Below are 12,821 nucleotides of genomic sequence, written 5' to 3' on the forward strand. Positions count from 1 at the left end.
AAATTCTTATTTGAGGGATATTGGCCTGGATCGGCTTTGTGTGGAAAAAGGGCGATAATCGGGCTCTGTCTGCATGTTTATCAATCGGATAGAGCAATTTCCTATTTAAAAGGGATTGCAGGAACTAAGGGGACTCCCCCCTACGATCTCTTTTTTAGATGAAGGGCATTGCTTTTCGTACTGATATTTGTTAGGTTTGGGCTACCAAAACCTTGTCTTATGTCTAAAACCTTACTTATACTGCGTATAGGTGTCAAGAAATTTCCCATACAGTAAGTAGGATTGAGGGGCAAGGGATCTATGATCAGGTCATTGGGAATTGACGGGGATAAATATATAAGAAGAAGTGGAAAGAGTTCACTTATCAGCGATTTCGTGGAATTACCTTCGGAAGACACTATTGTTTATCAAGTTCAAAGGGGGAGTAACTTATCAGATAAAGGATTGAAAGAGATCATAGGAAAGTTTGAGTTAGTGAAAAAATAGCCATGTATGTAGTTGGGCGACAAAAACTCTAAGCTTTCTTCTTCAACCGGAGCGCCTGCTTTTCGACGAGATGCCAGGATAAGTATGCGAAGCTTAGCGTTATAGGGACACATAGCAAGACATGCTGATAAGGGTTCAAGTGAGCTAGCTTCAATGATACAATTTGTTGCACGGGGAACGCATAGATGTACAAACCGTAAGAAAAGTCGCCGTTCCTGGAAAAGTTTTTAACGCTGTCGTTTTGGAGGAAGCCTACATAAAGCAGGAAATAAGCCAGTGCAAAGCCATTTATGATATTGGCTGATGCAAGATTCGGATTCAAATACTGATTAGCTAAAAAGAGCGCGAAAGATGCGATTGCCAGAAAACTGTTCAGAGAGATCTTCTCTCGATATATGTAGATAAGCGCCCCTAAAGCGAAGTAGTAGGTATTTACGTCGACAAGAGTTTTCCCATACAACGCGGCCACGCACAGAAAAAACAGGATCGACAGACGATAGTTCTTCTTTATATATAATCCGAATGCGGCTACCAAACCGTAACATCCCATCTCGACAGGCAGCGTCCACAGGCTGCCGTTTACAGATCTCGGATAAACATTATGCTCAAACACTCCGGGTAAAAAGAACTGGATCTTGATTGCAAGCATGTTCACCATAAACCTCCAGGTGTACCAGTTGGTAAAGTAATCAGCCAGGGTAAGGGTGGTGAAAATTGTCCCTACAACAAAAACACAAATTAGCACGACGACGATAAGGGCCGGATATATCCTTAATACTCTTGCCTTCAGAAAGGTGTACAGGTCTGCTGATCGGTCAAAACTCTGTGTTATCAGAATACCACTGATAATAAAAAATATTGCCACCGCCAGGGTTCCAAAAGTTGCTTTCCCGGATGAAAAGGTGTAAAGTGGATCCTTGGTAGATTGAGTAAGATCAAAGGAATGAGCAAACATCACGGCTAGTGCCGCACAAAATCTTATAAAATCAAAGTTGTTTTCCCTGCCTTGCAGGCATGACGCCACTGTTCTAATCATTCGGAGTATTTAGTTGCAGGAAGCTTTGGCTCTGACAGTTTCAAACGTCTAAGATACTGCAGAAACTCTGATCTAATTAATTAAACCTTAGCACATTGAACATATATATATTAACTTTGTTATTCAAAGTACTTTAATCAATCAAAAGCTATGACACTTTCAGAAAACGCAATCAAGAGACTTCATCTTAGCTCTGCCGTAGGTAGACGCATGTTAGTGGGCGGCGGTATAGCCTTAGCCCTGATCGGTATTTTTGTTCTCGGCGCAGGTGAGGGCAGTCCAGCCTGGGGTCCCTACTGGCGAATCAAACCTCTATTATTAACCCCTTTTCTCGGTGCCCTGATCGGTTTATGTTACGACCTGACCGAACCACTGCGCCAACTCAATGGCTGGCAGGGCAAGCTATTCTTTATCTTAAGTCTGCTGAGCTACGCCATTGGATTATGGATAAGCCTGGTGCTGGGACCTAAATGGGACGATGTGGAATTAGTGACCAGCAGCCTTAGAAAACAGGTTGATGACCAACACGCCCGCTATGATGAGTATGATGCCTATGATGGCCGGGGTATCCGGTATCTGTTTGAACAATATTGCGCCAATAAAGGTGATACAAACGATTCCCACACCTGACCATATTGCGTAGGCTGTGCCTACTGGAATTGTCTTAATCGCCAAACTGAGGAAATAGAACGCTGCAACCATCGCGACTACTGTAATCACAGTTGGGAAGAGTCTTGTAAAGCCTTCCGATTTCTTCAGGAATGTTGTTCCTGTAAGTTCACACATGATCGCTAAGAAAAGGAATAAGTAAGATTTCATTTTGACTGTTTACATATAAAAGGATGAACACCTATGTTCCTAACCCAAAGGAGCTGTTCCAGATCCTTTAATAATACACAATTCCGCTTGATCTATCTCAAGAAAACTTAGAAAGTAATCAGGCGGACATTGATCTGTGGTCTTCCTCTAAAGGAGCAGATCTTCTTACCTCCAATAGATCATCTGAATTCCGGTAAGATCTCATCCCCCCCGCTAACCCACCTTATCAAAGGAGAATCAACGCCTGTTGGCTCAAATGGCTATCGTTAGCTATTTGAGCCGGCTTATCGTCGTAGTACATTTATGATCATCATCAATGTACTACCTACCCATGAAACCCAGATCATGACTTTAGAACAAAGATACCTCTGGCTGGAACGAGAACCTGGCCCCAGAATGATTAAGGAAGCGCTAAAGCTAATTGGAACAACAGAGCTGAGCGGTAATAAACATAACGTAACCATCATCTCCTGGGCGAAAGAAGTTGGAGAAAACGTCGCGGATGTGTATAAAGCGGACGAGATACCATGGTGTGGCTTGTTTCTGGCGATAGTTGCCAAACGGGCGCAGAAAAAATTGGTAAAAGATCCACTATGGGCCTTAAACTGGTCCACGTTTGGCGCAAGAAAGGAGACGCCGGAGCTAGGAGATGTCCTGGTATTTACGAGGAAGGGCGGTGGTCACGTTGGTTTATATACAGGAGAAGACGAAGAAGCGTATCATGTTCTTGGCGGTAATCAGGCAGACTGCGTTTGCATTAAAAGAATAGCAAAATTAAGACTGTATGTTGCCAGGACTCCCCTTTATCGTTCACGACCAACTAACATACGTAAGGTGTTTCTTTCGAAAACCGGCCTTGTGTCTGATAATGAACGGTGATTATTATCCTCTATCTTAAAAAGGGACTACAACGCCGTCAAGGGCATGATATCCGAGCTTACGATAACTTTCAAATTGATTTTCGTCAAAAAACTGATCCGCAGTTGTCTGGTTGGGAAAACTTTTATTCTTTAAGTGGTATTCCCGGATATCGGTTGGCATATTCTTCGTTAATGTGGTTTTGACATAAAGGAGCTTTCCCGAGGGCAGCTCATCTCCCGGATACCAGATCAAACCTTCTACTGCGCGCATGGCACTGTATCCGGTAGCCTTATCCTTCTCAGTTATTGGCTCGGTTCCAATTCTGATTTCCACCCCGAAATCGATTCTGCATCGGCGGATCGCATTGGCTAGTCCCTCGCAAATAGCATCTTCATCTCCTTCTGCATCGCTCAAAAGGATGTATTTACACCTCCTCCGGACAAGCTCGTAGAGGCCCATATTATCGAAATGTCCTCCGTCTGACAAGCATACGTAATCGGAATTAATATCTGACTTGCCTAAAAGATCCTTTAGAATATAGCCGAGACCGGTTGCGGGATCTGATCTGCGCCAGCGGCCTAACCGAGGATTGCCAATCCACCACCCTAGCCTTACATTGAAGACGGTTAACAGAAATGCAGTCGCGGCCGATGAGTGATAACCCATATTGGGATTCGCGGCTGCACCGGAAATTGCCATTGCAGTTCCTAAAGAAGGACCATTTTCATAGCCATACTCAGAAGTTTGACGGTAACCGTACTCATACACGTGGTCCCGGTAGTTAGCCGCGGAACGCGTAGGACTAAAGTCGAAACCTGTAAATAAGGGACTGAATACGAATGCTTCGGCCTTCCGGTCCTGCCGGTCCAACTCAGACATCACCGTGGAATTCATTGCTGTATTGATCAGTGGATAAGGTCCCTGATACCCTTTTTCTACCCGAAGTGATGACAGCTTTATATCATCATGTTTATCAAAGCCGGTGAAACCATTTGCTGTTTTGCTTCTATCTGCTTGTCTTCTCGTCGCTCCCAGAAAGGCTCTAACCAGACGGTTCCGATAGAAATGGTGTAATGAGAATTCATTAACACCAACGCGCCAGCTAAGTAAATAGGTTATACCCATAAGAGCAAGTGACAACAGGCAGGCGTAGGCCAAAGTGAGGCCTGAGCTTGGATCCTTGAACCAAACCTCCCTGATATTTTTAAGTACGTAGACTCCGATCAGCAATGATCCGAACATAAACAGGTAGGGTGCAAAGCGGATGAAAATTTCCTTAGCAGACAGTCCGTTCCCTTTCCCTGAAGCTTCTGCCTGGGAGGAGCTATAGGCCAAGCGGACTGCAGCCCCTATGATGACGGTCCATGCTCCTGCTATGTATTTAAAATACATACCTGCGATTAAGCCTGGAAGCAGGAACACAGAGCTGCTGATTAACAGCCACAAGATCATGAAGCGATGCGCTACTGCTCCCATCCTCCCCCACCACTCTCTACGTTCATCCGGAAATAACACCCCCATGAGCAGCATGCGGATCACGATAATGACCCCCAGGACCTCCAGGATCGCGGGCATCCCAAAAATAAACAGCAGGTGCTTATTGCTGATGAGGGTCGGGGCGACATTCTTTCCTGTTGTAGCACAGGCTTGCACCTGATCCGACGAGCTTACAGCCTTTTTTGGTGCATCTTTAGTTACAACTTTTTCCGTGCGCTTCCAGGGGTAATAGAACTTGCTATCATCTACCTTCTGGAACAGGCTCCAAAGGCCTGCGATAAGCAGCAGGCCTCCGAGCACAGCAGCTAATGACGACAAGATAATAGCGGGATAATATTCGCGTGCCGGAACTTTTTTAATGCAGGTGCGATATTTTCCCAGCCAGGCCACAAGCAGCATGGCTATCAAAGCAGGAACAACGGCAGGCATCAACACAGAAACGTGTTCCCGATAGGTCATATTTGCCGATCCGGTGCTTCCTGAATATATCCAGCAGCTGACAAGGAATGATGCTACGATTGCCCAGCCCACTATGAGAGGTGCAACCAGGTGATGCCTTACTAAATTCAAGCGACTTTGGGGTGGACGGTTGGGATAATAGGCGTTGATGCCCCAACCGGCGAGGACTGCTCCGGGCAATAACAACAAGGAACTCCAGAATAATACATTGCCTTCCAAAAACAATCCGGGCGTCTCACTTAAATATATCCAGAAGTAAAACAGTACCCAAACCAGGGATAGTCCGGAACATAATATAAGAAGCAGAATGAGCTGATTAATCAGCGTATTTCTGAGCCAGGTAATTCCCACTGTCCATGAGTCGGCGGACATTATACTTGTATCAGGTGCTAAAAAGTTGCTATACATGCGCAACCATCTGATGGGCCTCACCTCGTCGGCAAGCGGATCAGCTGATTTTCGCGGGTTTAAGCGCGCCGTCAGCTTCGAAATGGATCCCATTCTCATAATCCAGGAGGCAAGCCATGACCCTATATATCCTCCACCCGAAACCGTTGAAAGGTAATCTATCCGCTTCAGGTGATTTCTCTCCGCCAGTTGCTGGATCAGTCCGAGGTTAAATGAGGCTGACCGGATTCCTCCTCCGGAAAGTGCCAGGCCTACCAGCTCCATCTGTTTTGCCCGTATCAGCGGGTCTGCAGAATGGCTTTGACCTGCAACAGAACTGCCGACCGCCTCTCTCCGCCTCGCTACTTCGTCGAGTTCATTATTAAAAAGAGTTTCGAAGGGTACCGCGTTATCTGATGTTAAGAGGCCTTTCAACAACATGGGGTCATGTTTAAGCAATTCATGGGCTAATTCATTGCGCATTTCCCACCAGCTTTCATTCTTCTCTCTGTCGGAACCAGAAAGGAGATATTTATTGTCGGGTTTGTATATCTGATAGAGCCTCTGCCTGTATGCACTCAGGCCTTTGCCCCCCAGACTCAGAATGATCTGAATGGGCATATAATGAAGAACGCACACAAACTCAATGCGCTTCTCGGGGAACCGGTACAAAATACTTCTGATGATACGTCGCCATTGATAGGGACTGGAATGAAGTGAGCCCAGTACAGCGGCGTTGTCCTTATCTGTATCCGCGTTTGGATCATCTGCATTCTCATCCCGGAGTTCCGCAATTTTAGACATCAGGTTTTTCGAAATATTGAAGAAGCACCGGATAGATTGGTCTGTCTCTTTCTCACCTCTGCTGCTCCATATAATCTCATGAATCCGCTCTTTGAATTGCCCGAATGTGTCCTTGAGATTCCCTTTATCGGCGATATCGTCAATCTTGTCGAAATCAACAAGGTCCCATAGGGCTGCATTCAGGTTATCTGTTTTTCGGATTTCACTGCCCTTTTCATGGCAGATGTCTTGAAAAGTGGTAATAAACGAAACGGCCTGGGCTGTAATGTCGGTCACAATGTCCATATTTCAGGTATTATACTTTTATGCATGTTCTAAAACTTAGCATGTCCCCGTCAGAATCTCAGAGGAAAGCCACCTATAAAAGAAATGGTGGTTATAAACTGTGTACCTGAAAGACCATAAGTCGACTGACCGCTCTTTGCGAAAACGATAGGCAGAGCTGCCTGAGCCTTCAGGTTTTTCAATTTAAAAGCAAGAAGGACCTCGGGCCCATGATAGATTCTTTTATCTACCCCAAGAAGCTTGAGACGTAAACTATTGGCATCTGGAGAGTTCGTTCCCAGATCTCCCCGGAGACCGCGCAGAATGTAGTTTACGCCCAGGCGAATGGAATAACCTTGCTTTAACCTGTTTAAAGTGGGCACAAACTCATGGAACAGACCTGCCCTGAATCCTAAAACTGCAGTATTCATTGCATTTGCAGAATCTTGAAAGACCTGATTGGCTGCAATAAAGTCAACCTGCAGACCGTCGACCAGCTTATCAAGCGCATTTGCGTCCCTGTCTTTAAAATACCAGAGAGAATTCACGGTGGTTGCCTGACCACTTGCCAGAGGAGCTGAAACGTAGCCACCAAAATCGCGCATATTGACAAACTTGCTGCCGGCGTACTTTGCGAGAATGGTGTCAACGGTAGATGCAATACTGATTCTGGCCTCCAGCTGCAGCTCCATGCCATTAAGCTTATCCCCAAACATCCTCCAGAAGATCACGCCGACACCGGTACTTGCTGCGATGTCATCCTTTGTTCTGGCCAGATTTTGCTGAATGTCTCCTGTGCCGACAAAATAGATCTCCGTAAAATCTTTCGTATCTCGTTCCCCTTCTTTATAGTTCTCCATAGTGTATTGAGCAAACACTTTGCTTGCGGGAAGACACAGAAATAAAAAAAGAGTTATTCCCAGCATTTTCATCGGATGGCTCAGGCACGGTTAGGATTACCTGCAGTACTAAATTGCGGCAATCGTTCAGCAAAGCCAATAGCTACTAATAGTTATTTATCGGCTGCCAGTCAACAGCTTTTATTATCTTCGATCATGCAAAACAGTGATCTCATCCAGCAGGTCAACTTTATCAAAGAGATTGATAAGTTGAAATATATCCAGCGACGGACGAAACTCTTCAACAGCGACAGGCACGAGAATGACGCCGAGCACAGCTGGCACCTGGCCATGATGACCATTGTTCTGGCGGGTCACGCCAACAAGCCGGTAGACGTGCTGAAAGTGCTGAAGATGGTCTTGATCCACGACATCGTCGAAATAGATGCGGGGGACACCTTCATTTACGACACCACCAAAAGTCACGATAATACAGCAGAAGAACTTTTAGCTGCTGAACGCATATTCGGCCTCTTGCCAGCTCAGCAGGCAGAAGAATTTATCGGCATCTGGAAGGAGTTCGAGGAAGGTGTATCGGAAGAGGCGAAATTCGCCAGATCCATGGACCGGTTTGAACCGCTTCTGCAAAATGCGTCTAACAATGGTGGCACCTGGCAGGAGTTTGATGTCCCCTATGAAAAGGTGCATGCGAAGAAGAAGGTCATTGCCAATGGTTCTACAGCGCTTTGGAGCTATGCGGATAACTTACTTAATGAGAGTGTAGAGAAGGGGATTTTAAAGAAGTCTGACGGAGCATCAGCATCTCAGTAGCCATGCTATTTTCTATCCCCACGAAATAACTTTTAAAGCCAAACTTTTCCAGCAGCTTCTTCGACGCGGTATTTTCGGGATCAATAATGCCGACCACGTCCGACTCCGGAGCGAGTTGCCTGGCTAAAGTGAGGAGTTCGTGGCAGATCGCCGTGCCGTAACCTTGGCGCCACCAGGATTTCTTCAGGATGTAGCCTATCTCCAGGGCAGGAAGATCTTGCTGATACCGGGTTAGTTTACAATCGCCAATAAACTGACCTTCTTCATTATGAACCTTGAAATAGCCAAACTCTTCATCATTGGAGTTGATGATCAGAATGAAATGGAACTTTAGCTCCGCCTCTTCCCTGGACAAGCCTTTTCCGGAGACATACTTCATTACTTCATCATGCTGAACCAGCGAATAATAGGCATCGAAGTCATTCGGTCGGAACTTTTCTAAATAGATCTTCATAGAGGAATTGCTTATATGCTCTGAAGGGCGGACTTTCCTGAATGAACAAATTCAATAAGCTAATTTAATGCCGGAGCAAGCGAGAAAGGAAAGCGTTACTAAAACCGCTTGCCCAGTGTGATCCCCAGCCTTGGGAATACATCGTCAGTTCCCGAGAACAGACGGCCAATTCCCGTGTATACCTCTCCAAACAAGCCGTTCTTGTTCAGAAACTTTCCTCCTACGGCCAATCCGGCACCAAAGGAATTTTTATTGTCATCGCGGGTAACGGAGAAACCGTTGGCATCAGTATGATAGTAGTAAAATTCGCGGTAGCTAAAGAGTCCCGCATTTCCTTCAATGAAGAATCCTGCCGCTGGCTTCTTCCCAAAATACATCCGGTAATAAGGCAAAAGGCTGAACTTGTAGTCCGTATCATCTGTGAACCCAAAGGCAATGGAGGCACCAAGCGCCTGGTTCTCGTCGAGCACCCGTTCGTAGGTCAGTTCCCCAATGCCGAGGACTCCGTAAAGCAGATTGAGCTTCAGTTCGTTTTTCTTCTGAAAGGTGGAAGGAAATGTTGCAGATGACCGGATGGTGTCTCTGTTTTGCGCCTGCACGAGGCTTGTTGAGCCGATTGATACGAAAATCAGAGTAAGTAAAAAAGATCTCATAATACAGTTTAGGTACCCGAAGGTAATAACTAACAAGCTATTAAACAAAACATATAAGGAACGGTATTTGACCGGGCATATGACAAGTTTGCACTTGCGCATAGGGAAATTTACAGAAGATGGAGTTCCTCGGAACCTGCTAATTACGAAAACTCTGCTGATTTTTTTAATTAATACGTATTCTTGCAAAACCTACAAGCTCGACAGATACTATGAAAAATTCAGGCAGTCCGGCTTTACCGCCAATTGCTTTACGCGTTTTTGAGACATTACCGATGTGCTGTGTGGTACTCTCGCCACAGCTCACGATATTAACGGTCAGTGATAGCCATGTGAAGCTCACCGGAAAAAGCCGGTCTGACATCACGGGTCATTACTTTTTCGACGTCTTCCCTGTGCTCGCGCCCGGGGAGGAACGCGACAATTCCGGCCTTGCTTCATCCTTCCGGCGGGTGCTGGCGACCAAAGAACAGCAGCAGATCGACTTGCTGCGCTTCGATGTGCCCGATCCCGAACATGCTGACAAGCTGAAGGAGTCCTACTGGCAAACAATCGATCAACCGGTATCAGGAGACGATGGTGAGATTGCCTATATCATTCACAAGATGCGCGATATCTCTCAGCAGGTTTTCAACGAAAGGAACATGAGGGAACGGTTGGAGACAGAAAGAAAGGCGAAGATGGCAGCTGAACAGCAAAGTCAGCAGCTTGATATCCTTTTCCATTCTGTCCCGGCGCAGATCGCTGTAATCAGCGGAGATGATCTGGTTTACACCTATATCAATCCACAATACAAAAAAGAACTGTTCCCGGAGCGGGATGTCCTGGGCCTGCCTTTGCTCAGCGCCATTCCGGAAATTGCTGATAAGCCGATCTGGCACACGCTGAAAAAAGTTTACACGACAGGGGAGCCTTTTATCCACAACGAAATGCAGGTGTCTCTGGCATCTATTACCGGGGGCGAGCTGAACGATCATTACTTCAATGTGGTTTACCAGCCGCTGCGGGACGAAAGCGGGAAGGTCAATGCCATACTTAGCTTTAAATACGAGGTTACAGGGCATGTGGCGGCGCGCAAGCTGCTCGAGGTCAAGGAGCAGAAGCTGAAGCAGCTGAACACCGACCTGCAACAGGCCTACGAGGACCTGCAGGCCAGCAACGAAGAGCTCATGGCAGGTAACGAAGAGCTTTCGGCGACGAACGACGCATTGACAGACGCACAGGAGGCACTTGCCCTGCTGAACGCCACGCTCGAGGAGCGGATCAGGAGGCGTACTGCTGATCTCCAGGAAAGTGAAAGCGAGCAGCAAAAACTCAATGAAGAACTTACTGCCATTAATGAAGAGATGGCGGCTACTAACGAAGAAATAGCGGCTACCAACGAGGAGCTGATCGAAAGCCAGTATCGCCTGGAGGAACTCGTGAACGAGCTCGCCACAAGCGAACAAAAGGTCAGGAGCCTGGTGGAAAGTGCACCTTTCCCAATCGGCGTCTATGTTGGACCGGAGATGCGCATTGAACTGGTCAACCAGGCGATTATCGACGCATGGGACAGAGGTGATGACCTGATCGGCAGGACCTATGCGGAAGTACTGCCTGAACTGGCCGGTACCGGTGTTTACGAGCACCTCAGTAGGGTATACACAACGGGTATTCCTTATCATACTCAGAATGAGCGTGTCGACCTCGTTGTTGACGGCCAGCTGAGACCTTTTTACTTTAACTATGATTTCACACCCCTGTTCAACGGTCGCGGGGAAGTGTACGGTGTGATGAATACGGCAGCCGATGTGACGGAACTTGTTCACGCGAAACTGCAGGTTGAACAGAGTGAGAAGAGCCTGTATAATATCGTCATGCGATCGCCGGTCGCAAAGTGCATTCTTGTAGGTCCAGATCACAGGGTATCGATAGCCAATGACCGCATCATCGCTATTTGGGGCAAACCACGGGAATCGATTATGAACAAGCCGATCTTCGAAGGGCTCTATGATGCCAGGGGTCAGGGACTGGAAGAGCTGCTGCACGAGGTCTACACCACAGGCAAGACCTTTGAAGCGTTTGAACGTCCGGTGACGCTGCTCCGGAACAACCAGGCGGAGACGCTCTATCTGAACTTTGTGTACCAGCCTTACCGCGATGCGCGGGAAAATGTGGTCGGCGTGATGGTGACGGCGGTAGATGTAACTTCTCATGTGAAATCACGCGATGAGGTGCAGCAGCTGAATGAAGAGCTTGCCGCAACGAATGAAGAACTACAGTCTGCAAATGAAGAGCAAGCGGACATCAATGAGAAACTGGCGGCACTTAACGACGCACTGAAGATCAGCCAGGATGAACTGGAGCTCGCTATTGATGCCGGGGGACTGGCTACCTGGGATTACAATCCGCGTTCAGGCAAATTCTCAGGCAATGAACTAACGAAATCCTGGTTTGGGCTGCAGCCTGAAGATGAGATCGACCTGCATAAGGCAACCAGCATTATTATTAACGCCGACCGCGAACGAGTGCTCACGGCCATTAACCAGGCCTTGACCTTTGAATCGGGAGGCGACTATCAGATTGACTATACCATTTGGAACCCGCTGACGAATACCCTCCGCGAAGTTCGTGCAAAAGGCAGAGCGCTGTTTGATGATTCGCAACAGCCTACCCGGCTCAGCGGTGTGCTGCAGGATGTAACCGAGCAGAAGAAAGATGAGCAGCGCAAGAATGACTTTATCGGCATTGTGAGCCATGAGCTGAAAACGCCTCTCACTTCGATAAAAGCCTTATTGCAGGTAGCGGCACTCAAATTGAAGACCAGCGACGACGCATTTTTGCGGGGCGCCATAGAGAAGTCGAACATCCAGGTGAAAAAAATGGAGACGATGATCAGCGGCTTCCTGAATGTTTCTCGCCTGGAATCAGGAAAGATGCAGATCGACAAATCGGAATTCAACCTCCAGGAGCTGCTGGATGATACGATCAAGGAGATGCAGCTGACGCTGAGCAGCCACCGGATTGAGTTCCTTCCATGCGGTCCCGTAGGGATCTTTGCCGATTACGACAAGGTGAGCCTCGTCATATCCAATCTGCTGAGCAACGCCATCAAGTACTCACCTAAGGGAGGGAAAATTGAAGTGTGTTGCGAGATTTTGGGGAACACCGTTCAGGTAAGTGTGCAGGACGAAGGCTATGGCATTAGTGCTGAGGACAAAGAAAAACTTTTTGAACGCTATTACCGGGTGGAGACCAGCTATACGCGACATATCTCCGGCTTTGGAATAGGCCTGTATCTCTGCGCAGAAATTGTTGCACGCCACCAGGGACGCATCTGGGTAGAAAGTGTAGAAGGAGAAGGCTCTACCTTCTTCTTTAATTTACCTCTCGGAGCCTGATCGCAGGCCCGGCTGACCGTGATTTGAAACGTCCGTATTTCTCGCATTCGT

The 12,821-nt window shown here is 47.2% G+C and carries 9 protein-coding genes; 3 read left to right on the plus strand and 6 right to left on the minus strand.

Annotated elements, in window-relative coordinates; all coding sequences use genetic code 11:
- Positions 1-514 precede the first annotated feature (514 nt).
- Positions 515-1,522 carry an acyltransferase family protein gene (locus tag ACO1NU_RS08875; protein WP_448818117.1) on the minus strand — a complete coding sequence of 336 codons (1,008 nt, stop codon included), beginning with the start codon at positions 1,520-1,522 and terminating at the stop codon, positions 515-517.
- Between the two features lie 486 nt (positions 1,523-2,008).
- Positions 2,009-2,341: a DMT family transporter gene (locus tag ACO1NU_RS08880; RefSeq protein ID WP_448818118.1), complete on the minus strand. Its 333-nt coding sequence runs from the start codon at positions 2,339-2,341 to the stop codon at positions 2,009-2,011.
- A gap of 345 nt (positions 2,342-2,686) precedes the next feature.
- On the opposite strand from ACO1NU_RS08880, the gene ACO1NU_RS08885 reads away from it, so the two are divergent.
- Complete coding sequence (locus ACO1NU_RS08885; RefSeq protein WP_448818119.1) at positions 2,687-3,220, plus strand: TIGR02594 family protein; 534 nt, start codon at positions 2,687-2,689, stop codon at positions 3,218-3,220.
- A gap of 15 nt (positions 3,221-3,235) precedes the next feature.
- On the opposite strand, the gene ACO1NU_RS08890 is transcribed toward ACO1NU_RS08885, so the two are convergent.
- Both ACO1NU_RS08890 and ACO1NU_RS08895 read right to left on the minus strand, forming a co-directional pair.
- Positions 3,236-6,634 (minus strand): patatin-like phospholipase family protein, encoded by a 3,399-nt coding sequence (locus tag ACO1NU_RS08890; RefSeq protein WP_448818120.1) that lies wholly within the window; start codon positions 6,632-6,634, stop codon positions 3,236-3,238.
- Between the two features lie 50 nt (positions 6,635-6,684).
- Complete coding sequence (locus ACO1NU_RS08895) at positions 6,685-7,473, minus strand: hypothetical protein (RefSeq protein WP_448818121.1); 789 nt, start codon at positions 7,471-7,473, stop codon at positions 6,685-6,687.
- Between the two features lie 195 nt (positions 7,474-7,668).
- On the opposite strand from ACO1NU_RS08895, the gene ACO1NU_RS08900 reads away from it, so the two are divergent.
- Positions 7,669-8,283, plus strand: coding sequence for an HD domain-containing protein (locus ACO1NU_RS08900; RefSeq protein ID WP_448818122.1), 615 nt, complete (start codon positions 7,669-7,671; stop codon positions 8,281-8,283).
- On the opposite strand, the gene ACO1NU_RS08905 is transcribed toward ACO1NU_RS08900, so the two are convergent.
- Complete coding sequence (locus ACO1NU_RS08905) at positions 8,222-8,737, minus strand: GNAT family N-acetyltransferase (protein ID WP_448818123.1); 516 nt, start codon at positions 8,735-8,737, stop codon at positions 8,222-8,224. The two genes, ACO1NU_RS08900 and ACO1NU_RS08905, sit on opposite strands and share 62 nt — an antisense overlap.
- Before the next feature lie 98 nt (positions 8,738-8,835).
- A complete protein-coding gene (locus ACO1NU_RS08910; RefSeq protein WP_448818124.1) occupies positions 8,836-9,390 on the minus strand; it encodes a hypothetical protein in 555 nt (184 codons plus the stop codon).
- Between the two features lie 212 nt (positions 9,391-9,602).
- Here ACO1NU_RS08910 and ACO1NU_RS08915 point away from each other — a divergent pair, with 212 nt between their 5' ends.
- Positions 9,603-12,770 carry a PAS domain-containing protein gene (locus ACO1NU_RS08915; RefSeq protein WP_448818125.1) on the plus strand — a complete coding sequence of 1,056 codons (3,168 nt, stop codon included), beginning with the start codon at positions 9,603-9,605 and terminating at the stop codon, positions 12,768-12,770.
- Positions 12,771-12,821 lie beyond the last annotated feature (51 nt).

This window comes from Arcticibacter sp. (genome assembly GCF_053551015.1).

Excerpts from the sequence above, each read along its gene's own strand:
- ACO1NU_RS08875 (WP_448818117.1), bottom strand. The coding sequence starts at position 1,522 with ATGATTAGAACAGTGGCGTCATGCCTGCAAGGCAGGGAAAACAACTTT.
- ACO1NU_RS08880 (WP_448818118.1), bottom strand. The coding sequence starts at position 2,341 with ATGAAATCTTACTTATTCCTTTTCTTAGCGATCATGTGTGAACTTACA.
- ACO1NU_RS08885 (WP_448818119.1), top strand. The coding sequence starts at position 2,687 with ATGACTTTAGAACAAAGATACCTCTGGCTGGAACGAGAACCTGGCCCC.
- ACO1NU_RS08890 (WP_448818120.1), bottom strand. The coding sequence starts at position 6,634 with ATGGACATTGTGACCGACATTACAGCCCAGGCCGTTTCGTTTATTACC.
- ACO1NU_RS08895 (WP_448818121.1), bottom strand. The coding sequence starts at position 7,473 with ATGGAGAACTATAAAGAAGGGGAACGAGATACGAAAGATTTTACGGAG.
- ACO1NU_RS08900 (WP_448818122.1), top strand. The coding sequence starts at position 7,669 with ATGCAAAACAGTGATCTCATCCAGCAGGTCAACTTTATCAAAGAGATT.
- ACO1NU_RS08905 (WP_448818123.1), bottom strand. The coding sequence starts at position 8,737 with ATGAAGATCTATTTAGAAAAGTTCCGACCGAATGACTTCGATGCCTAT.
- ACO1NU_RS08910 (WP_448818124.1), bottom strand. The coding sequence starts at position 9,390 with ATGAGATCTTTTTTACTTACTCTGATTTTCGTATCAATCGGCTCAACA.
- ACO1NU_RS08915 (WP_448818125.1), top strand. The coding sequence starts at position 9,603 with ATGAAAAATTCAGGCAGTCCGGCTTTACCGCCAATTGCTTTACGCGTT.